The 24284-nt window shown below is 72.0% G+C and carries 25 protein-coding genes; 18 read left to right on the forward strand and 7 right to left on the reverse strand.

All coding sequences use genetic code 11. The features are described 5' to 3' along the window. Positions 1–85 precede the first annotated feature (85 nt). Genes MKK53_RS18535 through lpxK form a run of 3 tightly spaced genes read left to right on the forward strand, consistent with a single transcriptional unit; the run spans position 86 to position 3170 of the window. Positions 86–883 (forward strand): lysophospholipid acyltransferase family protein, encoded by a 798-nt coding sequence (locus tag MKK53_RS18535; RefSeq protein WP_243930181.1) that lies wholly within the window; start codon positions 86–88, stop codon positions 881–883. After that, positions 880–2199, forward strand: a complete 1320-nt coding sequence (locus MKK53_RS18540; protein ID WP_243930182.1) for a 3-deoxy-D-manno-octulosonic acid transferase — start codon at positions 880–882, stop codon at positions 2197–2199. The genes MKK53_RS18535 and MKK53_RS18540 overlap by 4 nt, the downstream gene beginning before the upstream one ends. Further along, complete coding sequence (lpxK, locus tag MKK53_RS18545) at positions 2199–3170, forward strand: tetraacyldisaccharide 4'-kinase (RefSeq protein WP_243930183.1); 972 nt, start codon at positions 2199–2201, stop codon at positions 3168–3170. The genes MKK53_RS18540 and lpxK overlap by 1 nt, the downstream gene beginning before the upstream one ends. A 314-nt stretch (positions 3171–3484) precedes the next feature. Here lpxK and MKK53_RS18550 read toward each other — a convergent pair whose 3' ends face one another. Next, positions 3485–3703, reverse strand: coding sequence for a DUF2093 domain-containing protein (locus MKK53_RS18550; RefSeq protein WP_243930184.1), 219 nt, complete (start codon positions 3701–3703; stop codon positions 3485–3487). Between the two features lie 49 nt (positions 3704–3752). After that, entirely contained in the window at positions 3753–4739 is a 987-nt protein-coding gene (locus MKK53_RS18555; protein ID WP_243930185.1) for a bifunctional riboflavin kinase/FAD synthetase, read from the reverse strand. A 243-nt stretch (positions 4740–4982) separates the two neighbouring features. On the opposite strand from MKK53_RS18555, the gene MKK53_RS18560 reads away from it, so the two are divergent. The 6 genes from MKK53_RS18560 (at position 4983) to MKK53_RS25605 (ending at position 9862) form a co-directional block, all read left to right on the forward strand. Beyond that, positions 4983–5366: a response regulator gene (locus MKK53_RS18560; protein WP_238201481.1), complete on the forward strand. Its 384-nt coding sequence runs from the start codon at positions 4983–4985 to the stop codon at positions 5364–5366. Between the two features lie 101 nt (positions 5367–5467). Continuing rightward, positions 5468–6004 (forward strand): protein phosphatase CheZ, encoded by a 537-nt coding sequence (locus tag MKK53_RS18565; protein WP_243930186.1) that lies wholly within the window; start codon positions 5468–5470, stop codon positions 6002–6004. Positions 6005–6071: 67 nt separating this feature from the next. After that, positions 6072–6857, forward strand: coding sequence for a creatininase family protein (locus tag MKK53_RS18570; protein ID WP_243930187.1), 786 nt, complete (start codon positions 6072–6074; stop codon positions 6855–6857). 69 nt (positions 6858–6926) lie between these two features. Continuing rightward, positions 6927–7625, forward strand: coding sequence for a DUF1223 domain-containing protein (locus MKK53_RS18575; protein ID WP_243930188.1), 699 nt, complete (start codon positions 6927–6929; stop codon positions 7623–7625). Between the two features lie 165 nt (positions 7626–7790). After that, positions 7791–8348 carry a sigma-70 family RNA polymerase sigma factor gene (locus tag MKK53_RS18580; RefSeq protein ID WP_243930215.1) on the forward strand — a complete coding sequence of 186 codons (558 nt, stop codon included), beginning with the start codon at positions 7791–7793 and terminating at the stop codon, positions 8346–8348. Further along, on the forward strand, positions 8348–9862 hold the full coding sequence (locus MKK53_RS25605; RefSeq protein ID WP_313901566.1) for a pyridoxal 5'-phosphate synthase: 1515 nt from the start codon (positions 8348–8350) through the stop codon (positions 9860–9862). Before MKK53_RS18580 ends, MKK53_RS25605 begins: the two co-directional genes overlap by 1 nt. Positions 9863–10067: 205 nt before the next feature. Here MKK53_RS25605 and MKK53_RS18595 read toward each other — a convergent pair whose 3' ends face one another. Then, positions 10068–10583 carry a YcgN family cysteine cluster protein gene (locus tag MKK53_RS18595; RefSeq protein WP_243930189.1) on the reverse strand — a complete coding sequence of 172 codons (516 nt, stop codon included), beginning with the start codon at positions 10581–10583 and terminating at the stop codon, positions 10068–10070. A 225-nt stretch (positions 10584–10808) separates the two neighbouring features. Here MKK53_RS18595 and MKK53_RS18600 point away from each other — a divergent pair, with 225 nt between their 5' ends. The 3 genes from MKK53_RS18600 to MKK53_RS18610 are packed head-to-tail and all read left to right on the forward strand — an operon-like array spanning position 10809 to position 14391. Next, the gene (locus MKK53_RS18600) at positions 10809–13073 is read left to right on the forward strand and encodes a transglycosylase domain-containing protein (protein WP_243930190.1); all 2265 of its coding nucleotides are present in this window, start codon (positions 10809–10811) and stop codon (positions 13071–13073) included. A gap of 11 nt (positions 13074–13084) precedes the next feature. Next, positions 13085–13795, forward strand: a complete 711-nt coding sequence (locus MKK53_RS18605; RefSeq protein ID WP_243930191.1) for a DUF1214 domain-containing protein — start codon at positions 13085–13087, stop codon at positions 13793–13795. Next, positions 13783–14391, forward strand: coding sequence for a hypothetical protein (locus MKK53_RS18610; protein WP_243930192.1), 609 nt, complete (start codon positions 13783–13785; stop codon positions 14389–14391). The genes MKK53_RS18605 and MKK53_RS18610 overlap by 13 nt, the downstream gene beginning before the upstream one ends. A gap of 7 nt (positions 14392–14398) precedes the next feature. Here the strand turns inward: MKK53_RS18610 and MKK53_RS18615 are convergent, their stop codons facing one another. Both MKK53_RS18615 and MKK53_RS18620 read right to left on the reverse strand, forming a co-directional pair. After that, complete coding sequence (locus MKK53_RS18615) at positions 14399–15226, reverse strand: hypothetical protein (protein WP_279599139.1); 828 nt, start codon at positions 15224–15226, stop codon at positions 14399–14401. A gap of 94 nt (positions 15227–15320) precedes the next feature. Further along, the gene (locus MKK53_RS18620) at positions 15321–15515 is read right to left on the reverse strand and encodes a hypothetical protein (protein ID WP_243930194.1); all 195 of its coding nucleotides are present in this window, start codon (positions 15513–15515) and stop codon (positions 15321–15323) included. Between the two features lie 399 nt (positions 15516–15914). Between MKK53_RS18620 and MKK53_RS18625 the strand changes: the two genes are divergently transcribed. Together MKK53_RS18625 and gshB are read left to right on the forward strand one after the other, a co-directional pair. Continuing rightward, a complete protein-coding gene (locus MKK53_RS18625) occupies positions 15915–16202 on the forward strand; it encodes a hypothetical protein (RefSeq protein ID WP_243930195.1) in 288 nt (95 codons plus the stop codon). A gap of 33 nt (positions 16203–16235) precedes the next feature. After that, positions 16236–17189: a glutathione synthase gene (gene gshB, locus MKK53_RS18630; protein WP_243930196.1), complete on the forward strand. Its 954-nt coding sequence runs from the start codon at positions 16236–16238 to the stop codon at positions 17187–17189. Between the two features lie 128 nt (positions 17190–17317). Here gshB and MKK53_RS18635 read toward each other — a convergent pair whose 3' ends face one another. Next, positions 17318–18853, reverse strand: a complete 1536-nt coding sequence (locus tag MKK53_RS18635; protein ID WP_243930197.1) for a cation:proton antiporter — start codon at positions 18851–18853, stop codon at positions 17318–17320. 100 nt (positions 18854–18953) lie between these two features. Between MKK53_RS18635 and MKK53_RS18640 the strand changes: the two genes are divergently transcribed. The 4 genes from MKK53_RS18640 (at position 18954) to MKK53_RS18655 (ending at position 23763) form a co-directional block, all read left to right on the forward strand. Then, positions 18954–20549: a gamma-glutamyltransferase family protein gene (locus tag MKK53_RS18640; RefSeq protein ID WP_243930198.1), complete on the forward strand. Its 1596-nt coding sequence runs from the start codon at positions 18954–18956 to the stop codon at positions 20547–20549. Positions 20550–20656: 107 nt separating this feature from the next. Next, positions 20657–21355, forward strand: a complete 699-nt coding sequence (locus MKK53_RS18645; protein WP_243930199.1) for a YoaK family protein — start codon at positions 20657–20659, stop codon at positions 21353–21355. Positions 21356–21512: 157 nt separating this feature from the next. Further along, positions 21513–21926: a hypothetical protein gene (locus MKK53_RS18650; RefSeq protein ID WP_243930200.1), complete on the forward strand. Its 414-nt coding sequence runs from the start codon at positions 21513–21515 to the stop codon at positions 21924–21926. A 151-nt stretch (positions 21927–22077) separates the two neighbouring features. After that, on the forward strand, positions 22078–23763 hold the full coding sequence (locus MKK53_RS18655; RefSeq protein WP_243930201.1) for a methyl-accepting chemotaxis protein: 1686 nt from the start codon (positions 22078–22080) through the stop codon (positions 23761–23763). Positions 23764–23794: 31 nt separating this feature from the next. On the opposite strand, the gene MKK53_RS18660 is transcribed toward MKK53_RS18655, so the two are convergent. Further along, positions 23795–24274, reverse strand: coding sequence for a hypothetical protein (locus MKK53_RS18660; protein ID WP_243930202.1), 480 nt, complete (start codon positions 24272–24274; stop codon positions 23795–23797). Positions 24275–24284: the final 10 nt, after the last annotated feature.

Below are 24284 nucleotides of genomic sequence, written 5' to 3' on the forward strand. Positions count from 1 at the left end.
CCGCCCGGCGCATTGCCGGCCCTCGGGCGGGTTGAACCCATCGCCCTGTCGGGGCTATGCCGCCGGGCCTGACGGGCGGGCAACGATGAGTCTCTTCAAGCGCCTCCTTCGACAGCCGCTCGTGAAGCGGGCGCTCGGCCGCCTCGCCGCCGGCTACCTGCGTCTCGTCCGGGCCACCAACCGCTTCACCATGGAGACGGGCACGGGGATCTCCGGCGACGGGGCCGCGGCCCATGCGTGGCTCGATGCGCAGCTCCCCGCCATCTTCGGCATGTGGCACGGGCAGCATATCCAGATGCCGCTGATGATGCGGGCCACCGACCGGGTCGCGACCATCATCTCCCGGAACCCGGACGGCGACATCAACACCATCGCCCTCGAGCGCCTCGGCGTGCGGGTGATGCGGGCCTCCGGCGCCCGCGGGCGGCGGCGGGCCGCCGATGCCCGCGCCAAGGGCGGAGCCGAAGGGCTCCGGGCCATGCTGAGGGCCCTGAAGGCGGGGGAATGCGTGGCGTTCAGCGCCGACGTGCCGAAGGTCACGCGGCGTTGCGATGCGGGCATCCTCACCCTCGCCCGGTTCTCGGGACGCCCCGTGGTCCCCTCCGCCGTGGTGATGAGCCGCCACCTCCGCTTCGGCTCCTGGGACCGGGCCTGCCTCGCCCTGCCCTTCGGCCGGGCGGCGATCGTGCTCGGCGACCCGGTCTTCGTGCCGCGGGACTGCGAGGGCGAGGCGTTCGAGCACCTACGCAGCCATGTCGAGGCGGAGATGGACCGGGTCCATGCCCGGGCCTACGCCCTGGTCGGCCGGCACGACCGGGCCGCCTACTACGCCTTGGCCGCCGCAGCCGCTCCGACTTCCGGCGCGTCGGAGGGAACCGCGTGAGACAGCCCGCCCTCACCCTGCCCCTGCGGCTCTACCGCACCGGCCTGCGGATCGGCGAGCCGGCGGTGGCCGGCCTGCTCGCGTGGCGCGCCCGCCGGGGCAAGGAGGATCCGCGCCGCCTCGGCGAGCGGCGGGGCCTGCCGGGCCGGGCGCGGCCGGTGGGTCCGCTGATCTGGATGCACGGGGCGAGCGTCGGGGAGGTGCTGTCCCTCGTCGCCCTGGTGGAGGGCATGATCGCCCGGCGCTATTCCGTGCTGGTCACGACCGGCACGCGCACGGCGGCGGACCTGATCAGCTCCCGCCTGCCCCCCGGCGCCGTCCACCAGTACGTGCCCCTCGACGCCCCCCGCTGGATCGACCGGTTCCTGGAGCACTGGCAGCCCGACATCGCGGTGGTGGCGGAATCGGAGATCTGGCCCAACACGATCATCGCCCTGGACGAGCGGGAGATCCCGCTGATCCTCGTCAACGGCCGCATGTCCGAGCGGTCGTTCAAGGGCTGGGAGCGCTCCCGGCGCACGGCGGCGGCCCTGCTGTCGCGCATCGCCGTCTGCCTCGCGCAGACGGAGGAGGACGGATCGCGGTTCGCCAAGCTCGGCGCACCGCGGGTCTCGATCACCGGGAACCTCAAGTTCGATGCGCCGGTCCCCCCGGCGGACCCGCAGCAGCTCAACTATCTCCGGCCGATGATGGCCGGGCGTCCGGTCTGGCTCGCGGCGAGCACCCATCACGGCGAGGAGGCGGCCATCGCCTACGCCCACGCGGAGCTGAGGTCGCGCTTCCCGAACCTCCTCACGGTGCTCGCCCCCCGGCATCCCGGGCGGGGTGCCGACGCCGCCGCCTGCGCGGCCGCCGTGGGCCTGCGCAGCGCCCGGCGCTCCGCCGGCGGCCGGCCGCATCCCAGCGTCGAGCTCTACGTGGCGGACACGATCGGCGAACTCGGCCTGTTCTACCGGCTCAGCCCGCTGGTCTTCGTCGGCGGCTCCCTGGTGCCCCGCGGCGGCCAGAACCCCATCGAGCCGGTACGCCTCGACGCGGCGGTGCTGCACGGGCCGTATACGGGCAACTTCACGCAGGTCTACGACGCCCTCGACCGGGCGGGTGGAGCGGCGCTCGTGGCCAACGGCTCCGAACTCGCCGACCTCGTCGGGCAACTGCTCGCCGACAAGCCCCGCCTCGCCCGGATGGCGCGGGACGGGCAGGCGGCCCTGCGGCCCTTCGAGGGCGCCGTGGCGCGCACCCTGGCGGTGCTCGACCCGTTCGTGGCGCAGATGAAGCTTCAGGGCCTCCACCCGGTCGGCCGCCCCCGGGCCTGATGCGCCCCCCCGCCTTCTGGCAGGCCCGGCCGGGCCACCCCACCGCGAGGCTGCTGGCACCGCTCTCCGCCCTGTATGGACACCTCGGGGCCCGGCGCATGGACCGGCCGGGGGCGAAGGCCCCCTGCCCCGTGGTCTGCCTCGGCAACTTCACCCTCGGGGGGGCGGGCAAGACCCCGGCCGCCCTGGCGATCGCGGCGATCCTGCGGGACCTCGGCGCCGAGCCGGCCTTCCTGAGCCGGGGCTATGGCGGGGGCCTCGCCGGCCCCGTCGTGGTCACGCCGGGCGCGCACGGGGCCGCCGACGTCGGCGACGAACCCCTCCTCCTCGCCCGGCTCGCCCCCACGGTCGTCGCCCGCGACCGGCCCGCCGGGGCCGCCCTGTGCGCGAGACAGGGCGCGACGGTCATCGTGATGGATGACGGCCTCCAGAACCCGAGCCTCGCCAAGGACCTCGCCTTCGCCGTGGTCGATGGGACGGCCGGCATCGGCAACGGGCGGACCTTCCCGGCGGGGCCTCTGCGCGTGCCGATGGCGCGGCAATGGCCCCATGTCGCCGGGGTGATCGTCGTCGGCGGGGGCGAGGCCGGAGAGGCGGTCGCCGAGGCGGCGCACGGGCGCGCCCTCCCGGTCCACCGGGCGCGGCTCGTCCCGGATCCGGGTGATCTCGCCGGCCGGCGCTGTCTGGCCTTTGCGGGGATCGGCCGGCCGTCGAAATTCTTCGCGAGCTTGGAGGAGACCGGCGCCATACTCGCCGGCACGCGCGCCTTCGCGGATCACCACCCCTACCGCCCCGCCGACCTCGCGGCCCTCGCCGCCGGGGCGCACCGCCTCGGTGCCATCCTTGTGACGACGGAGAAGGACGCCGTCCGCCTGCCGCCGGACTTTGCGGCGCGGGTCGCGGTGTTGCGGGTCAGGCTCGCCTTCGCCGACGCGGACGCCGTGCGCGCCCAGATTGCGGAAGTTATGTAAGACGCAACTGGGAATTGTTCTGTGCCGGCTCAGGCTTAGGGGCGAGACTTCACCCGGCGTCGCAGCTTCCGGTGGAATGCTGCCAGTATCCTCGAACTTCGGGTGTCATCCCCTTGGCCGGTCGGCTGTTTCAGCCCCGTCGTTATGGCTGCGAGGCGGCGGGAGATCCCACTTCGCGGGACCATCCGATCACCGTTCTCGGAGACGCGTGTCCACGGCCCGTCGAACGCATGAAGCGCCGCGTTCGGTCACGCGTCCAAATCGTTGCGAGGACAGGGAGAGGCGACGGATCCGCTTTGGGCTGCAGCGGCCCGCTACGGCCGCCCGGATGTCTTGAGGCGGGTCATCAGCGCGTCGGGCGAGACATAGGCCTCCTGCCGGGCGACGCTCCAGTAGCGGAGCTGATCGAGGGCGATGGCATCCCCCGTCACGGCACAGCGCACGAAGCTGCCCGGTTTCACCACCCGCATGGTGCCGTCGCCGTAGGCCACGACCGCCTCACCCGAATTTCCACGATCCAACCGGCCCAGCACATCCGCCTCCGACAGAGATATCGTCGCCTACTATACCGATGGCGCCCGTTCAGGCGAGCATCGAGGGCACGGAGTCGGCCGCCAGGAGACGCCGGGCTTCGTCCGCATCGAGGTGCATGCGGGCGATCAGGTCGTCCGCGCTGGCGAAACGCTCCTCGCCGCGGATGTACCCGACGAACTCGACCGCCAGCTCCTGCCCGTAGAGGTCGCCCGTGAAGTCGAACAGGTTCACCTCCAGCAACGGGGCGCCGTCATCGAAGGTCGGGCGGCGCCCGTAGCTCGCGACGCCGTCCCGCAGCCCGCCGTCGGGGAGCCGCACCCGCACGCCGTAGATGCCATGGGCGAGGCCGCACTCGGTGAGCATGAGGTTGGCGGTGGGGTAGCCGAGGGTCCGCCCGCGCTTGTCGCCGTGCCGCACCGCCGCCATCACGAACCAGCGGTAGCCCAGCAGGTCGTTGGCCCGGGCGATGTCCCCCTCCGCCAGCGCCGCGCGGATCTTGCTGGAGGAGACGGGCACCTCCTCGCCCGCCAGGGCGACGGGATCCACGAGGCGGCAGGTCAGGCCCGCCTCGCGGCAGAGGTCCTGAAGCAAGGCCGGCGTCCCCTCGCGGGCGCGGCCGAAATGGAAGTCGTGCCCGACCACGACCCCCGACAGGCCGAGCCCGTCTTTCAGGAACTCCATGACGAAGGCGCGGGCGCCGGTTGCGGCCAGGGCGGCGTCGAATCGCCGGATGATGAGGCCGTCGAGGCCGCTGCGGGCGAACAGGATCTCCTTGGCTTGCGGACCGGTCAGCCGGAACATCGGCGCTTCGGGGCGGAAGAACGCCCGCGGATGCGGCTCGAAGGTCAGGGCCGCGGCGGGGTGGCCGCCGGCCTCCGCCTCCGCCCGCACGGCGGCCGCGAGCGCCCGGTGGCCGCGGTGCACGCCATCGAAATTGCCGATTGCCGCCACGGCGCCGCGCAGCGCCGCCGGCACGGCCTCGTCCGCACGGCAGAGGATGAAGGGCCGCACGGTCGTCTCGTCGCCAGGGGCCATCGGATCAGGGTCGGTGCTCTCGGGCGCGCCGGTCGGCGGGTGAAGCCCCCGCGGAACCCGCGCCGCGGGACCCTGCCGAAACGGGCAGGGCCGGTCAAGCGAGCTCTCTGCCGCCGCTTTAACGGCTTTGCAACAAGCTCAACGGTAGGGTCAGTGAAGGTCCAGCGAAATCAATCCGCAGGACAGCGAAATCAATACAGGCCGGGCGCCCAGCGTCCCGCGTGACCTCGGAGCATTTGGTTCATGGCTCTCGATCTGAGCATGCCGATCCTCGTCGTCGACGATTACCAGACGATGGTTCGGATCATCCGTAACCTCTTGAAGCAGCTCGGCTTCGAGGAGGTGGACGACGCCTCCGACGGGACGGCGGCCCTCGCCCGGATGAAGGGCCGCAAGTACGGCCTCGTCATCTCCGACTGGAACATGGAGCCGATGACCGGCTACGAACTCCTGCGCCATGTCCGCGCCGACGAGGGCCTGCGGACGACGCCGTTCATCATGGTCACCGCCGAGTCGAAGACCGAGAACGTCATCGCCGCCAAGAAGGCCGGCGTGAACAACTACATCGTCAAGCCGTTCAACGCGGCCACGCTGAAGTCGAAGATCGAAGCCGTCTGCGGAAGCTGATGCGCCATCCGGGGCCGGCGGGAACCTCCGCCGCGCATCCGGGACGACCGTGGCGGCACGGGCGGGTCATGCGTGACGATCCGGCATTCAAGGTAAAGCAGATGGCTCAGGCGCAGCGGCACATACCTGCGGACATCCGCGAGTTCGAATCGGCGGCGGTGGTCTCCGAACTCATCCAGATCGCCGAATACATCACCCACATGCGCGAAGAGATCGCGGCTCTGCGCGCCAACGAGATGAGCCGCGACAGGATCCCGATGGCGCATGAGGAGCTCGGCAGCGTCCTCATGGCCACGGCCGGCGCGACCAACCGGATCATGGCCGCCGCCGAAGCGCTCCTGAACCTCCCCGAGGGGCCGGAGCACCGCCCCGCGCTGGAGGAGCATGTCGGGACGATCTTCGAGGCCTGCGCCTTCCAGGACATCACCGGCCAGCGGATCTCGAAGGTGGTGGACGCGCTCCAGAGCTTCGAGCAGCGCCTGGACCGCTTCATCGGCGCCGTGCGCGCCCGGGACGCGGCGATCTCCGATCCTTCGGAGCGCGCCCGCCGCGACAGGGCCGCGGAGCTGATGCTGAACGGTCCCCAGGCGGAAGAGATCGCCACCAGCCAGGACGACATCGACGCCCTCTTCGCCTGACGGTCGACTCCGGCCGCGGGGGGCGGCTACATCACCCCCGACGTCCGGGTTCGAAAGGGGTTAGAGAATGACCGCGCGGCTCTGGTCCGACCTGACCACGGCGGAGTTCGCCGCCCGGGACATGGCGCGGACGGTCGCCGTCCTGCCCGTCGCCGCCACGGAGCAGCACGGCCCGCACCTGCCGCTTTCCACCGACACGGACATCGCCCAGGGATACCTCGACCGGGTGGTCGCGCTGACGCCCGACGACCTCGACGTGCTGATCCTACCGATCCAGGCGGTCGGCAAGTCCGACGAGCACGACGCCTTCCCCGGCACCCTGAGCCTTACCACGGGCACCGCCCTCGCCGCCTGGACGGAGATCGGCGCGGGCCTCGCCAGGGCCGGATGCCGCCGGCTCGTCCTCGTCACCAGCCACGGGGGCAACAGCACGCTGATCGACCTCGCGGCGGGCGAGCTGCGGGCCCGCCACGGCATGGTCGCCGTCACCACCTCGTGGAGCCGCCTGGGCTATCCCGCCGGGCTGTTCCCGGACGACGAGATCGCCCACGGCATCCATGCCGGCGGGATCGAGACCGCGTTGATGCTGGCCCTGCGGCCGGACCTCGTGCGCATTTCGGAGATCGCGAACTTCCCGTCCCGGGGGGCCGACATGGCGCGCGAATTCGCCGTCCTGCGCACGGGCCGCCCGGCCGCGCTGGCCTGGAAGGCCGGCGACCTCAACCCGGCGGGGGCGATCGGCGATGCCCGGCTCGGCACAGCAGACGGCGGCCTCGCCCTCCTCGACCATGGGGCGCGGGTCTTCGTCTCGCTCCTGCGCGATGTGAGCGCGTTCGGGGGCGCCGCGGCGTAACCGGACCGCGGATGCCGCCGAAATGGTCGGCGTGGGCGCGGTCTGCGTCCCGCCGGAGCCGTTCGACCCATGCGACCGAAGCGTTCGACCCACCGCCTTCCGGGCCTCGCCGCCGCCGCCGTCTTTCTCGCCGGGCTCGTCCCCGCCGCCGCCCGCCCCGTGGTGGTGGAGCTGTTCACCTCGCAGAGCTGCTCGTCCTGCCCGCCCGCGGAGGCGCTGATCGGCGACCTCGCCCGCGAAGGCGGCGACGTGCTGCCCCTCGCCTATCACGTCACCTACTGGAACCACCTCGACTGGCGCGACACATTCTCCTTGCCCGCCGCGACGGAGCGCCAGCATGCCTATGCCGAGCGGCTGGGCGACTCGGTCTACACCCCGCAGGCGGTGATCGACGGGCGGACCAGCCTCGTCGGCTCGCAGGAGTCCGCGGTGCGCGCCGCCATCGCGTCGGCCCGGGGCGGCGGGGACGGGGTGAGCGTCAGCCTCGTGCGTGAGGGCGGCCTGTCGGTGAGGCTCGGGGCGGGCCAGGGCAGCGGCAGGATCACCCTCGTCGGCTTCGATCCGAGCCACGTCACCCCGGTGGCCCGCGGCGAGAATGCGGGGCGGACCCTGGTCCAGGCCAACGTGGTTCGCTCCGTCGCCGGGATCGGGCGCTGGACCGGCACGCCGCAGACCCTGACCGTGCCCTGGCCCGCGGGCGAGGCGGCCGCGGTGATCGTCCAGGACGAGGCCGGGCACGTCGTCGGCGCGGCACGGACGGGAGGGTAGCGGGTCATGCCCATGCCCCTGCCCATGCCCCTGCCCATGCCCATGCCCTTGCCCATCGCCCTCGGGGCCGGAGGCTTCGCGGCGGCCCGCGCCCCCCGGCCGCTGGCGGGGTCCCGCCCGCCTGCGCTAGACTATGCCCGGGGCGGGGCACGGGCCGGCACCGGGATGGCGCGAGAAGGTGATCTGGCGGCCCTGATGGCCGCCGCCCAGCGCGGCGACGCCGCGTCGTACCGCGCCCTGCTCAAGGCCTGCCTTCCGGTCGTCGCGGGCATCGCCCGCGCCCAGGGCGTGCGCGGCGAGGCGGTGGACGACGTCGTGCAGGACACGCTGATGACCATGCACGCGGCGCGGGCGAGCTACGATCCGGCGAGGCCGTTCCTGCCCTGGCTGCGGGCCATCACCCAGCGGCGGGCCATCGACCGCCTGCGCCGGGTGTCCCGGCGGCCGCAGGAGGTGTTCGACCCCCTCGCCTACGAGGCCGAGATCGACCCCGTCCCGGCGCCGGGCGCGGGCATCGAGGCGCGGGAACGCGGCGCGGCCCTGGCCCGGGTGGTGGCGGCCCTGCCCGAGGGGCAGCGGCAGGCGGTGGAGCATCTCGGCCTGCGGGAGCTGAGCCTCGACGAGACCGCAGCCCTGACCGGGCGGACGAAGGGGGCCCTGAAGGTGAACCTGCACCGGGCGCTCAAGTCGCTCCGCGCGAGCCTGAGGCCGGGGGGAGAGTGATGGACACGCGGCACGACCGGTTGGTCGAAGAACTCGCCGGCCGCCTGCAGCCGGTGCGCCCGCTCCAGGACCCGGCCCGGCGCACGGCCCTGTGGCTCGGCGCGGCCCTGGCGATCGGCCTCGTCCTGGCCACACGGCTGGCGATGATCGGGCTGGATGGCCGGGGAGACCAGGCCGACATTTGGCTCGCCGCCCTGGGCGGGGCGCTCACCGCCGTCACCGCCGCCTATGCCGCCTTCGCCACCAGCGTGCCGGGGCGGTCCCCCGCATGGTCGCTCCTGCCGGTGCCGCCCGCCATCCTGTGGATCGGCGCGAGCGGCCTCGGGTGCCTGCGGGCGTGGTTCGTCCCGCCGGCGCAGTCCGCCGAGCTGCACGAGCCGGTCCACTGCCTCAGCTTCCTCGTCTGCGTCTCGGTCCCGCTGTCGCTCCTGATCGTCGCGATGCTGCGGCGGGCCTGCCCCCTGCGGCCGAACCTGACCGCTGCGCTGGCCGGCCTCGCGGTGGCGGGGGCGGCGGCGACGCTCCTCGTGCCGTTCCACCCGCACGAGACGACCGCCACGGATCTCCTCGTCCATGCGGGCGTGGTGGCGGGCGTGATCGGGCTCAACACCCTCGCCGGGGGAAGGCTGCTGTCGCGGGGGTCAGCCTGGGGTCTAGGCTCCATCAGCTTGGCTGTATGGGTGGAGGCTTGCGACCCCAACCCGGCCTCGAAGTTCACCGCCGGCGTTTCCGATAAGCCGCCATTCGTAGGTGATCGGGCAATCACAGCTCCGGGTGATTTGCAGAGCCGACAGCTTGACTATTCGTTGTCGGCCGGTTGGTTCGCCCTGTCCTGCCGTCGGGCGATGTCGGAGCGGTCCATGTCACTGAAAGAGCGGCTTCGAGGGCTCAAGTCCCTCGCCGGTCCCTTCGCGCCGTTCGATGCCGGCGCTACCCCCGATGACCCGCGGGGTCTTTTCGAGACATGGCTCTCCGAGGCTATCGATCGGGGCATACCCGAAGCCCATGCCATGACGCTCTCGACTGTCGATGAGCAGGGGTACCCTGATGCCCGCGTCTTGATCCTCAAGAACGTGGATGCCGATGGGTGGCACTTCGCCAGCACGACGCTCAGTCCCAAGGGCCGCCAGATCGCCGCCCGGCCCCGCGCTGCCCTGACATTCTACTGGCAACCGCTGGGTAGGCAGGTCCGCCTGCGAGGTCCGGTCGTCGAAATGGGGCGAGAGATCTGTGAGGCAGACTTCTTGGCCCGCCCCATCGGTTCGCGCGCGGGCGCTTTGCTCGCCCGGCAGAGCGACGTCCTCGTGAGTGACGCCGCATTGGATGCGGGCTTGGCCGAGCAGCGGCGTCGGATCGAGGCCGACCCATCCACCGTCTCGCCGACCTGGGCGGTCTACGCCGTCAAGCCGGACGAGGTCGAGTTCTGGCAGGCGGACGAGGAACGCAGACACACGCGTGTGCGATACCGGCAAGAGCACCACGGTGGCTGGACGCGCGTGCGACTATGGCCGTGATCGTCCGAGGAGCAGGGCGAGCCCACGCGACGGTCCGTGACAGGGCGTGAGCGCGTGGGGCAGCGAGGCCAGCTCTGAGACCGTCGTCGGCCCGATAAGGTGGTTCCGGCAAGGACACCCTCCGCCGTCATTGCGAGGCGGCGCCGGCTCGATTGCCTCGCTCCGTTCGCAATGACGAGTTTGGCAGGCGGCAAGCGGTACCGCCTCAGCCTTCCTCGTCGGCCCCGAGCGCCGGCCAGTCCACGATCCGCTCGGGATATTCCTCCTCGGCGAACTCCTCCTCGTTGCCGGAGAGGCGCCCGCGCACCGAAATGCCCGCCTCGTGGACGCTCGACGCCCGCCCCGAGACGAGATGGTGCCACGGGTAGAGGGGCAGCCCGTCGCGGACGAGGCGGTAGGCGCAGGTCGGCGGCAGCCACGCGATGCTCCGCACGGCCTCGGGCGTCAGGCGCACGCAGTCGGGCACCTTCTTCTGCCGCCGGGGATAATCCCGGCAGCGGCAGGCGAAGCCGTCGAGCAGCGTGCAGCCGATATCCGTGTGCAGGACCTCGCCCGTATCCTCGTCCTCGAGCTTGATCAGGCAGCAGCGGCCGCAGCCGTCGCACAGGCTCTCCCACTCGGCGGTACTCATCTCCTCGAGGGATCTGGTCCGCCAGAAGGGCTCGTCCGCGCCGGGAGTGTCCCCTGCGGGCGCGGTTCGGGGGTGCTGAAATGGGGGCATGGGTGCGGATTTGTCTGCCCGAGGTGCCGGCGCGTGGCAAGCGGTCCCACGGTCGTGGCACCGCCGCGTTCCCGGCATTAACGCTGCACGGCATCGTGCGACCCGGGGATGGGCCGGCTTGGGAGGCCGCACGTTGGGTATGAGCATCGCGCCGCCTCGCGGCAGCCGCGCAATCCTGCTAAGACCGGGCAGCCGAGAGGGCGCCCGAACACCGGATCCGACACCGTGCGCCTGCCCAACCTGAACGCGATCAAGACCCGCATCGAGCGCGCGGCTCTCGCCTTCGACGCCTGGGTCAATGCGTCGCTGTACGACGGCGGCCGCTCGACCGGCGAGGCGTACGAGCGGTTCCAGCGGTTCATGAGCCGCTTCGCCGTGCGCGGCTGGAAGCGGATCGGCCTCGATCTCACCAGCGAGGCGCTGACCCTCGGCACCGGCGGCGTCCTGGGGATGCTGGCCCTGGCGCAGCCGGCCTTCCAGCTCACCAGCGACAACTGGCTGAAGCAGCAGGACCTCGCCGTCACCTTTCTCGACCGCTACGGCACCGAGGTCGGCCGCCGGGGCATCAAGCACGACGATTCCCTGTCCCTGGACCAGTTCCCGGACATCATGATCAAGGCGCTGATCTCCACGGAGGACCGGCGCTTCTACGATCATTACGGCATCGACCCGATCGGCACCGCCCGCGCCCTCGTCAACAACTCGAAGGGCGGCGGCGGCACGCAGGGCGGCTCCTCCATCACGCAGCAGCTCGCCAAGAACCTGTTCCTGACCAACGAGCGCTCCCTGGAGCGCAAGATCAACGAGGCGTTCCTGGCCTTCTGGCTGGAGAGCCACCTCACCAAGAACGAGATCCTGAAGCTCTACCTCGACCGGGCCTATATGGGCGGCGGCACCTTCGGCGCGGTGGCGGCGGCGGATTACTATTTCGGCAAGCCGCTCAAGGACATCAGCCTCGCCGAGGCGGCGATGCTGGCGGGGCTGTTCAAGGCGCCGACGAAATACGCGCCGCACGTGAACCTGCCGGCCGCCCGCGCCCGCGCCGCGGACGTGCTCCACAACATGGTGGAGGCGGGCTTCGTCACCGAGGGCCAGATCCAGACCGCGCTGCGCAACCCGGCGACGCCCGTCACCCGCAGCCGCGACATCACCGCCGACTATTACCTCGACTGGGCGTTCGGGCAGGTGAAGGCCATGGCCGACGGCGGCAAGCTGCGCGGCGACCGGGTGCTGACGGTGAAGACGCCCCTCGACCTCGCGGTGCAGAAGCGCGCCGACGAGGTGGTGGCGGATATCCTGCGCAAGTCCGGCGACGCCTTCGACGTGGACGAGGCGGCCATGGTCGTCCTTGACCCGGACGGCGCCCTGCGCGCCATGGTCGGCGGCGCGGATTACGGCGAGAGCCAGTTCAACCGGGCCACCGACGCCCTGCGCCAGCCCGGCTCGTCCTTCAAGCCCTACGTCTACGCGGCGGCCCTCGCCTCGGGCCAGTTCAAGCCCGACACCCCGGTGGTCGACAGCCCGGTCTGCATCGGCAACTGGTGCCCGCAGAATTACGGCCGCTCCTACACCGGCCGGGTGCCGATGTGGCTCGCCGTGGCGAAGTCCATCAACACCATCCCGATCAAGATCTCGATCGCCCTCGGCAAGGCGATGGGGATCAGCCACGAGGCGAGGGCGGCGAAGGCCGGCCGCGCCAAGATCATCGCCATGGCCCACAGCATGGGCATCACCACGCCGCTCATCGACACCGTCTCCCTGCCGATCGGCTCGGACGAGGTGACGGTGATCGATCAGGCGGCGGGCTACGCCGTGTTCGCCAACGGGGGCTTCAAGGCGAAGCCCTACGCCGCCACGGAGATCCGCAACTCGTCGGGCGAGGTAATCTACCGCCATTCCGACGAGGCCCCGGACCGGATCCTCTCGCCGCAGGTCGTGGCGGACATGAACTACATGCTGAACAAGGTGGTCGAGGAGGGCACGGGCAAGCGCGCCCAGCTCGAGGGCATCAAGGTCGCCGGCAAGTCGGGCACCACGAACGCCTACCGGGACGCGTGGTTCGTGGGCTACACCGGCAACTACGTCGCCGCCGTCTGGTACGGGAACGACGACCACACCTCCACCAACAAGCTGACCGGCGGCTCGCTGCCCGCCCAGACCTGGCACGACGTGCTGGAGCCGGCCCACCAGGGCATCGAGATCAAGGGCCTGCCCGGCCTGAAGGACAGCCCGAAGGCGGCGGCCCAGCAGGCGGCCGGCGGCGCGACCGCGCCGACCGACCCCAACGCCAGCGCCTTCGGCAAGATCTCGCGCCGCTCCTTCGAGGTGATCGGCGGCCTCAACGGGCTGTTCCGCGCCGCCGAGCGACCGCGGGCCGGCGCCCCGTCCGCCCCGAAATCCGGCGGCGTGGACGACCGTGCCTCCGCCACCCCCACCCGCGAGATGGCCGAGGGCGCCCGCGCCGTCGGCGGCCGCATCGCCGTCCCGTGAGGCTCGGCGCCATGAAGCTCGCGCGTCCCGGGCGGGACGCCCGCCTGCCCGCGCCGGGAAGGCCGACGGCGGACCCGGTCCATCGGCCGGTGACGCCCGGCGGCGTGGGCCGGCTCGTCATCCGGTTCGCCCGGAAGAGCGGGACGCCGCTCCTGGCGCTCTATGCCCTGGTCCTCGGCGCGGTCCTCGGGCTGGGCAGCGCCGACTGGGCGACGAGGGGCGGCTACCCGTTCGGCGGCGTGCGCATCGGGGCCTGGACCGCATGGCCCCGCGCGGGCGCCCTGACCGCCGACCCCTACACCCGCGCCGTGAATGCCCGGCGGGGGGAAGTGCCCCTGGCGGTCGGCGAGGGCCTTCTGCTCACGGCGGCCGAGGACGACGAGGGCAGGACCCTCGACGCGGCCTGCACCTATTCCGTCGCCGGGGCCGTGCCCCCCGCCCGCGCCTGGACGCTGACCGTCGCCGGGCGCGGCCCGCGGGACCCGGCGCGTCCGCATATCCGTGACGGGTTCACCTCCACCGAGATCCTGCGGCAGCAGAACGGGCGCTTCGTCATCGTCGTCGCCCCCGAGGTCGAGGCCGGCAACTGGCTCCCGAGCCCCCGGGCGGAGGGTCCGATGCGCCTCGCCCTCCGCCTCTACGACACGCCGGCCGCCGCGAACGCCGCCTCCCTCGACAGGGGCGCGGTGCCCTCGATCACCCGGAAGGGTTGCGCGCCGTGAGACTGCGCCTCGTCTACGCGACCCTCACGGGCCTCGTCCTCGCGGGGATCGTCCACGTCGCCGCGATCCTCGCGATCCCCCGGCTCGCCGAAACCGATGCCGTGTCCCGCGCCCGGTCCAGCGAGAGCCTGGACCATCCGCAGGCGATCTACGCCGTCGCCACGGGGGATGCGCCCGCGCCCCAGGAGGTCTGGCTCCCGATCCCCGACCCGGCGGTGGCGGTGGGCGTCTGCGCCTACGACCTTTCGGACGGCCCGATGCGCGTCTCGGCCCGCACCGGGAGCCTCGCCCTCTCCCTCGCCGCCCACGGCCGCCAGGGGGCCTTCTACGCCGTGACCGACCAAGCCGCGGTGCGCGGTGCCCTCGACCTCGTGATCCTCACCCGCGCCCAGTACGATCAGGCCCTGGCCGACGACGACGACAACGAGCCGAGCCGGGACGTGAGGATCGTCGCCCCCGAGGGGCGCGGCTTCGTGGTGGTTCGGGTCATCGCCGGCCTGCCGAGCCAGCGCGAGGCGGCCAACGCCGCGGTGAAGGCCGTCTCCTGCACCACCGACGCCCCCGCCGACGAGCCGAACAAGCCCGCCGGGCGGTAGCCGCGCCTCAGCCCTTGACCACCAGGGGCCCCGCGACCGCCGCGGGGGCGGGGGCCGGCAGGAGGCCGCAGCGCGTCGCCGCATCCGGCGGCAGGATCGGATCGAGCAGGGGGCGACGCCCGGCCAGCATCGCCAGGGCCCGTTCGGATTCCGCGGCGCTCGCCTCCGGGGCCTCGGCGAATAGGTGTTCGAGGGCGTAACGGTAGGCATCGAGCCTGACGCCCGTTTCCAGCCGCACCCAGGCGACGAGGCAGCGGTTCTCCGCCACCCGCATCACCGCCTGCCGCACGTCCCAGTCGTCCAGGGTCTTGGCGAAGGGCAGGCTGCGCAGCCGCCGGGCGTCCGCATCGGCGACCCGGGCAGCGAGGGAGGCGAAGGCCGGGATCAGCCGGGCATCGGCCACGGCGTCGTCGGTCAGGCGGCGGTAGCGGGAGACCGGAGAGCGGAACCCCTCCCCCAGCAGGGCATCGTGGTAGCGCGCGGGCTCGTCGATCCGCCACGTGGGCGGCAGCACCCGGGCGCGGGTGAGGTTGGCCAGGATGTCGAGGAAGGCCTCGTGGGTGATCGCGGGCATCAGGAAGCGCCACGCCCGGTTGCGCAGGTCTTGCTCGTCGTCCGTGAGGGGCGAGGCCGAGGCGGGGCCGCCGCGCTCGCCCGCGGCGACCGTGCCGGTGGTGTCGATCAGGCTGTTCCACACGCCGGCCTTCGGACGCCCGAAATCGCCCTGCTGCGCGCAGGAAACCAGGGCGGCGAGGGTGAGGGCCGGGGCGAGCGTCCGGACGGCCCGTCCCAGGCCCGGCGCGACGGAGAGAAGGGATCTCGGCTGGCGGATCATGGCGCTACTGGGGTCGCGTGCGTCCACGCGCATCCGCCGGCGGCGCCGACGCGCGTTGGGGTGAGGTGTCCCGCCGGGCGCGGCGGAGCGTCGCTCAGGAGGCGAGGCGCTCGTAGCGGACGCCGAGGAACAGGAGGATCTGGCCGCGGGCCTCCCCGGACGGCGGGGCTTGGCGGACCGGGCGCAGGGCGCGGGCTGGGAACTCGACGACCACGCCGTCCCTCGCGACGGCGGTGGCGGGTTCGGCGGAAGCGGGGCGGCGGCGCCCGATCGTCTGGCAGCGGTTCATGGGTCTGGCTCCTGTCGGCGATCCGGGCGGTTTGCCCAGGCCCGGCAATGGGCGTCGGCAAGGGCTTGCTTGGGTGGGGGTCGAATTCTGGTCTTCCGTGGCGAATTCAGATCATCACGGGATGGTTAACAGAAGCTTGAGGGTCGCCCATGGCACCCGGCGGAGGTTGGCGCGGGGCTTGCTACGAGGGTGTCGCCCATGGCGGGCGTTTCCTCCCTTCGACTGGCCCTGCCCGGATGCGGGCGGGGCCATTTTCGTTCAAAGGGTGAGCCGGCGTATTTCTGCAACGCGCGTCACAAGTGCGGGTGGGGCGCTTGCCTCCGGCCCGGCTGGCCCGATATGCCCTCGCAACACAGGGTGGTCCGCCGCCCGCCATTGATTGCTTAAGGACAAGGCTGGATGCGACTGGTTCCGGACCATTCCCTTCGTTCGCCGCGTGCCGCTGCCATCGCAGCGCTGACGGTCCTGGCCCTGACGGCCGGCCCGGCCCAGGCCCAGCGCGACGACCAAGGGCTGCAGCTCGGCTGTGCCGACGACTATTTCCGCCTCTGCATCGGCGTCGATCCCAACAGCCAGGACGCCGACCGCTGCATGACCCGCAACCGGTCGAAGCTCTCGCAGAAGTGCCGCGCGGCCATCGGTGACTACGACCGGCGGACCGGCGGCAAGTCGATGCAGAACGACTAAGAACCCGCGTCGCGCACGCACGGGACCGCTGCCATGAGCTTGACCGTCGCGGTCCAGATGGACCCGATCCAGAACATCCGGGTCGCGGGCGATACGACCTTCGCCCTGCTGCTCGAAGCCCAGCGGCGGGGCCACCGTCTCTACTATTACACGCCCGACCGCCTCTCGATGCAGGGCCGTCGGGTGACCGCCCGGGTCGAGGGCCTGACCGTGAAGGACGTGCAGGGCGATCATTTCGCCCTGCAAGCGCCGGAGCGGATCGATCTGGCCGAGTGCGATGCGGTGCTGATGCGCCAGGATCCGCCGTTCGACATGGCCTATGTCACGGCGACGCACATGCTGCAGCGGATCCATCCGCGCACCCTCGTGCTCAACGACCCGTTCGAGGTGCGCAATGCGCCCGAGAAGCTGTTCGTGCTCGACTACCCCGAACTGATGCCGCCGACGCTGATCAGCCGGGACCGGGCGGAGATCGAGGCGTTCCGCCGGGAGCACGGCACGGTGGCGATGAAGCCCCTCCACGGCCATGGCGGCGCGGCGGTGTTCAAGGTCACTGCGGACGATCCGAATTTCGGCTCGATGTTCGACATGTTCGCCACCACCTTCCGGGAGGCCTGGGTGGTCCAGCGCTACCTCGAGCGCGTCACCGAGGGCGACAAGCGCATCATCCTCGTGGACGGCGTGGCGATGGGCGCGGTGAACCGGGTGCCGGCGGCGGGGGACATCCGCTCCAACATGGTCCGGGGCGGTGCGGCCTCGGCCTCCGAGCTGACCGAGCGCGAGCGCGAGATCTGCGCGACCATCGGCCCGGAACTCTCCCGCCGGGGCCTGATCCTCGTCGGCATCGACGTGATCGACGGCAACCTCACCGAGATCAACGTCACCTCCCCGACCGGCATCCGCGCCATCGAGCGCCTGGGCGGCCCGAACCTCGCCGTGGCGGTGTGGGACGCCATCGAGACCCGCATCGCCGCACGCAAGGGCTGAGGCGCGACCCCGGCCGACGACCGAGGTCGGTGCGGCGGGCCGTCAGCCGACCCTGAAGAGTATGCTCTTCGGGCGGGGTTTGCTGATCGCTTCGCCGGGACCGACGCGGGCCGATAGCCCGACCGGCGTCACGCATCCCCCCGGGGCGTGGCGCTGAGCTCCGCCCAGTCGAACTCCTCCTCCAGCAGGAAATAGGCGTCGTCGCCGATCTCGCCCCGGCGGCGCATGTCCAGGACCTTCGTCCGCGCCGCGAGGATGGAGGCCCGGCGGGCCGCGTCCGCCGGGAGGCTTTCCGGGGCGCGGCCTTCCTCGTGCGCCTCCGCCTCGGAGAGGGCCGACCGGAACTCGGCCCGGAGGGCGTCCGTCGCGGCGCAGGCCTCCCCCGCTTCCAGGCTCTCCAGGGCGGCGCCGTAGGCCGCCGCCCGGGCGCGCCCGGCTTCCTGCCCGACGGGATCGTCGTCGGGAAGCTTGAGGAGGCGCAGCAGCGGGCTCAGGGTCAGGCCCTGGAGGATCAGCGATCCGAGCACGGTGAAGAAGGCGGTGAAGACCACGAGGTCCCGGTGCGGGAACTGCTCCGGCAGGGCGAGCGCTGTCGCGACGGTGACGATCCCCCGCATCCCCGCCCAGGCCACCGCGACGCCCGCCCCGAGGCGGGAGCGGTCGCCATGCCGGCCGAGACCGAAGCCGCGCAGGCCGCTCGTCGGCAGCACCCACACGATGCGGGAGACGATCACAGTGGCGAAGACGGCGGTGGCCAGGATGATCGCCTGCCACTGGTCCGTCCCGTTCAGGCGCGCCAGGATCGGGTCGATCTGGATGCCGATCAGCACGAAGGCCAGCACGTTGATGACGAACACCGCCGTGTCCCACACGGCGTAGGAGACGATCCGCGCCCGGGGCGCGGTGACGCCGGGGGCGCGCCTCGCCACCATCATCGCGAAGGTCACGACCACGAGGACGCCGGACATCTCGACCCGCTCGGCGGCGAGCCACAGGCCGAAGGCGGCCACGAACTGCAGCACGATCGCCGTGGGCGGATCGGTGATGCGGCGCGTCGCGGCCACGAAGGCGATGCCCAGGAGCGGCCCGGCGACGACGCTCCCCGCGACGCCGAGCGCGAAGCCCGGCGCCACCTCCCACGCATGGAAGCTGCCGGCCACCGCCGCGCCGACGGCGAGGCGGTAGAGCAGCAGGGAGGCGGCGTCGTTCAGCAGGCTCTCGCCGCGCAGGATGGTGGCGAGGCGGTGGGGCATCGGGGCATGGCGCAGGACCGCCAGGGCCGCCACCGCATCGGGCGGCGCGACGATGGCCCCGAGGGCGATGCAGGCGCTGAGCGGCATGTCCGGCACGATGATCCGCGCCACGGTGGCGACCGCGAGGGTGGTCACCACCACGGCACCCACGGCGAGGCCGAAAACCGGCTGCCAGCTCGCCCGCAGGTCACGCAGGGAGGCGTCGAAGCCCGCATCGAGCAAGACCGGGGCGAGGAACAGGGCGAGCGCCAGCTCCGGATCGAGGCGAACGTTCGGCACCCCCGGCACGAAGGCGAGGCAGATCCCGCCGAGCGCGAGGAAGGCCGGATAGGGAGCGCCGAGCCGGCGGGCGAGGGCCGTCAGGATGACGGCGCCGAAGAGGACCGCCACGGTCCATTCGAAGATCAGCATCGGCCGTCATATAGGGCGGCGAATCGCGGGGGGCGCCGGGTTGGCCTTTGCCTTGCGCGGCGCCCTCGCCTATTCGGCTGAGAGGCCCGCCGGACCCGCCATGCCCGAGACACCGATCTTCTCCACCGCCGCCGTCGCCGCGCCGCACGGCCTCGCGGCCCAGGCCGGGCTCACGGTGCTCGCCCAGGGCGGCAACGCCATCGAGGCGATGGTGGCGATGGCCGCATCCATCGCCGTGGTCTACCCGCACATGAACGGGCTCGGCGGCGATGGGTTCTGGCTGGTGCGCGAGCGCAGCGGACGGGTGCGCGGCATCGAGGCCTGCGGCCCGGCGGGGCGGGCTGCGACAATCGCCCGCTACCGGGAGAAGGGCTACGACGCCATCCCCTCCCGGGGCCCCGAGGCGATGGTGACCGTGGCCGGCGCGGTGGGCGGGTGGGACCTCGCCCTCGCCCTCTCGAAGGCGCTCGGCGGACGCCTGCCCCTGGCGACGCTCCTCGCCGACGCGGCGAAGCAGGCCCGCGAGGGGGTGCCCGTCTCGCCCAGCGAGGCGCGCTACCGGCCCCAGCCCGGCGACACGCTCCACGCGGCCCCGAACTTCGCCGCGACCTTCCTGAAGGACGGCGAGCCCTACCCGGCGGGGGAGATGCGCCGCCTGCCGGCCCTGGCCGCCACCCTCGACCAACTGAGCCATGCCGGCCTCGGGGACTTCTACCGGGGCGACATCGGCCACGAGATCGGCATCGACCTGGAGCGGCTCGGTGCGCCCGTCTCCCGCGCCGACCTCGAAGCCTACCGCCCCGCCGAGCGGGCGCCCCTCACGCTGCGCCGCCGGGACGCGACGCTCTACAATTTCCCGCCGCCGACCCAGGGCTTGGCGGCCCTCATCATTCTCGGCCTGTTCGACCGGCTGAACATCGCCGAGCCGGAGACGGCGGCGCACTACCACGGGCTGATCGAGGCGACGAAGCGCGCCTTCGCCATCCGCGACCGCGTGGTCACGGACTTCGCCCACCTGCGGCATGACCCGGCCGCGTTCCTCGAAGCCGGCCGCCTCGCCGCCGAGGCGGCCCGGATCGACCGAGGCCGCGCCGCCTCCATCCCGGTCGTGTCGCATAGCGGCGACACGGTCTGGATGGGCGCCATCGACAAGGACGGGCTCGCCGTCTCCTACATCCAGTCGGTCTACTGGGAATACGGATCGGGCACGGTGCTGCCGCGAACCGGCCTCGCGTGGCTCAACCGCGGCGTGTCCTTCTCCCTCGATCCGGCGTCGGTGAACCCGCTGGAGCCCGGGCGGCGGCCGTTCCACACCCTGATCCCGGCGCTGGCCTGTTTCGATGACGGCCGCGTCATGGCCTACGGCTCCATGGGGGGCGACGGGCAGCCGCAATTCCAGGCGCAGATCTTCTGCCGCTACGCCGATTACGGGATGTCGGTAGCGGAGGCGGTCGATGCGCCGCGCCTGCTCTATGGAAGGACCTGGGGGGCGCCCTCCCTCAGCGTGAAGGTCGAGGACCGGTTCGACCCCGCCTGCCTCTCCGCCCTCGAACGGATGGGCCACGAGATCGAGCCCGTCGGCGTGCCCTACAGCGACACCCTCGGCCATGCGGGGATGCTGGTCCGCTACGCCAGCAACGGCCGGGTCGCCGCGACGCACGATCCCCGCTCCGATGGCGGTGCGCTGGGGCTGTAACCGCTCGACATCCGCCGCGGCGGCGGGCTTTAAGCGTTTCGAACCGACGCGCCCTGCATCGTGGCGGCGGCCGAGCACGGCCCCGCCCGGACCAAGACCGACCCGCCATGCTGATCCACGAGGACCCCGCCAGGACGTATCGGAACGACGAACGTCTCGCCTGGACCTTCGCGGGCATCGCCGGAGCCCTGAACGTCGCCGGGTTCTACGCCTTCGGCACCTTCTCCTCGAATATGACCGGCAACGTCTCGGCCCTCGCCGACCATCTCGGGCTCGGCGAGGTGCGACTGGCGCTGTTCGGCCTGATCCTCGTAGTGGCCTTCGTCGCCGGCGCCTTCGCCGCGACGCTGGTGATCGATGCCGGGCGCATGCGCCGCCTGCCGGGGGTCTACGCCTACGGGGTGCTGGGCGAGGCGGCCCTGCTCCTCGTGCTCGGGGCCGTCGCCCCCTTCCTGCCCGAGGAGTCCCGCGGGGCGATCCTGGCGATGGGCCTCAGCTTCCTCCTCGGCCTGCAGAACGCCACCGTCACGCAGATCACCAACGCGCGGGTGCGCACCACCCACGTCACCGGCATGGTCACCGATATCGGGATCGGCCTCGCCAACCTGGTCGAACGCCACCCGGACGCGAACCGCGCCAAGCTGCGGCTGCACGCCGTCACCGTCGCCGCCTTCCTCGGCGGCGGCATCGTGGGCGTCCTGCTGTTCCGGGTGATCGGCACGGCCCTGCTCATCGTCGCGGCGGGGCTGCTCGCCGCCCTCGCCATCCCCGGCATCACGATGGCCCGCCGGTTGCGGGCTGGCTGATACGCCGCCGCCAAGCTGAACGATGGCTGCCAGCCGGCTTCAGGACCGGTGCATGCGGCCGGAGGCATTCTCTTCCTCACAGCCGGACGGGGTCCGGCGCCACCTTCGGGACCGGGCTCTCAGGGAGCCGGCCACCGCGAAGCGAGAGGGATGGGTCATGAAGACGTTTGCCACTCTGGCCGCCACGGCGCTGGTCATGTTCGGAACCCTCGGCGCACCGCAGGCGCAGGCCCGCGGCGGCGGGGCGATCGCCGCCGGCGTGATCGGCGGCCTCGCCGCGGGCGCCCTCCTCGGCGCCGCGATCTCGGACGCCCACGCGGCCCCCGGATATGGATACGGCGACGGTGGCGGCTATGGCGGCCCGGGCTACGGCTACGGCTACGACTACCCCCCGCCCCCGCCCCCGCCCCCGCCCCGGCGCGTTCGCGCCTACGAGTACGACGCCGCCCCGGTCTATCGCAGCGAGCGGATCGTCTGCAGTTACGAGGAAGAGCCGGAATACGGTTACCGCCGGGTCGGCTACGGCGGACATCGCCATTGCGACCGCCCCTACGGCTACGGCGGCTGGTGAGAGGTGAGGGGCCGCCCGGCACGACCGGGCGGCCCCTTTCGGCCTCATCGATCTGTCAAGTTTTCGACAGTGCAACCGGAGCGGTTAGATAAAATTCACATTGCACTTTTATGCATGGGGGCAGTCATCATTCCCTCCGGCGTCCTGTATCATGCAGATCTCGATCAAGGCTGCCCTCGCGGGCTTGTTCGGCTTGGCGGCGCTGGCCTCCGTGGGGCAGGGAGTCGTCAGCGTCCGCAACCTTTACGAGATGGAACACAACGTTCGAGAGATCGGGACGGCCCGGCTCCCGGCGGTCAACCTCGTCAACCAGATCAACACGGCGATCCGCGACCACCGCGTGAAGCTGTACCGCCTCGTCCTCTCCTCGAACACGGCCGCGGATGTCGAGGAACACCGCAGGACCCTCGACGGCGTCGGCGCGACCATCGATGCCATGCGGCGCGCCTATGAGGCCATGGACAAGTCGCCGGAGGAGCGAGCCCTCTACGACCAGTTCTCCACCCTCTGGGCGAAGTATCTCGCCCAGCAGACGATCGTAGTGGAGATGCTCGCGGCGGGCCGGAAGTCCGACGCGGTGGCGATGCTCCTCGGCCCGGACCTGCTGCAGTTGGCCTCCGGTGCCTCCGACGCCCTCAAGAAGAATGTCGCGGTGAACAAGCAGGCCGCCGAGCGCGCCGTGAGCGATTGCCTCGCGGGGACGGAGGAGGCGGTGCGCACGGCCCTCGTCGCCACCGCCTGCGTCCTGCTGCTGTCGGTGCTCGCGGCCCTGTTCAGCTTCTTCCGCATCTCCTTGCCCATCGCGCGCATGACCACGGCCATGCGGGTCCTGGCGGCCGGCGACACCGGGATCACCGTCCCCGGGGCGGGACGCGGCGACGAGATCGGCGCCATGGCCTCGGCAGTGGAGGTGTTCCGGGACAATCTGGTCCGCGCCCGCCGGCTGGAGGCCGAGACCAGCGCCGCCCGCCAATCCGCGGAGGAGCAGCGCAACGCCGGAATGCGCCAGATGGCGGAGGGGTTCGAGGCCGCGATCGGCGGGATCGCGACGCTGGTCTCGTCGTCGGCCACGGAGTTGCAGGCCACGGCGCAGAGCATGGCCGGCACGGCTGCGGCCACGGCCCGGCAATCGACCACCGTCGCCACCGCGGCGGAGGAGGCGGCCGCCAACGTCACCACGGTGGCCGCCGCGGCGGAGGAGCTGGGATCGTCGGTGCAGGAGATCGGCCGCCAGGTCGCCGGCTCCGCCGAGCTCGCGCTGAAGGCCGTGGAGGAGGCGGGCCTGACCGCCAGCCTCGTCAAGGAGCTGAACGAGGCGATGTCGCATATCGGCGACGTGGTGACGGTGATCGCCTCCATCGCCGGCCAGACCAACCTGCTGGCCCTGAACGCGACGATCGAAGCCGCCCGGGCGGGGGATGCCGGCCGGGGCTTCGCCGTGGTCGCCTCGGAGGTGAAGCTCCTCGCCGGGCAGACCGCCCGGGCGACGGAGGACATCTCGAACCAGATCGGCCGCATCCAGGCCTCCACCGGCCTTGCCGTCCAGGCGATCGACTCGATCGGCGGGCGCATCCGCGAGATCAGCGGCGTGGCGACGGCCATCGCCGCCGCGGTCGAAGAGCAGGGGGCGGCGACGCAGGAGATCGTCCGCAACGTGGCTCAGGCGGCCACGGGGACGGGCGAGGTGACCACGACCATCGCCCACGTCGCCGGAGCGGCCGAGGATACCGGCACGGCGGCGTCCCAGGTCCTCGAGGCGGCCTCCGCCTTGTCGCTCCATTCCGAGCGCCTGCACGCGGAGATGAACCGCTTCGTGGCGACGGTCAGGGCCGCGTGAGGGCCTCGGCCCCGCCGGCCGGAGGCAAGGGTCAGGGCAGCTTCCAGGTCGCCTTATGCGGCACGATCGTCATGGGCCTCGCGCCTTCGGGGACCTTGACGGGCTGGAGCGTGTACTCCGCCGTTCCGGTGATGCCCTGGTATTTGCCCGTTCCCCCCACGAAGACATGGCGGCCGGTCTTGGCGTTCGCTTCGTAGGTCGAGAAGACCTGATCGCCGTCCGTGTCGGCGTCGATGCAGCTGCCGCGATTGATCACCTCGGCGCCGTTGGCTTCGCGCATTCCGACGCAGCGCGTGCCCATGTCGTGGAAGGCCCCCTCCCCCGCATCGTTGCGCGTGATGCCGGAGCTTTCGTAGATCGCCACAATCCTCTCGCCCATCTTCATCGGCGTCGCGGACATGCTGACGTAATGCGTCGTGTACGACGCGCTGCCTTCCTTCGGAAATTCACCCGCCGACGCACCGGTGCCGGCACACAACATCAGCAAGAGAGCTTTCTTGACGCTTCGCATCGTGTCCTCC

The organism is Methylobacterium sp. J-076, from assembly GCF_022829405.1.
GTDB lineage: Bacteria > Pseudomonadota > Alphaproteobacteria > Rhizobiales > Beijerinckiaceae > Methylobacterium.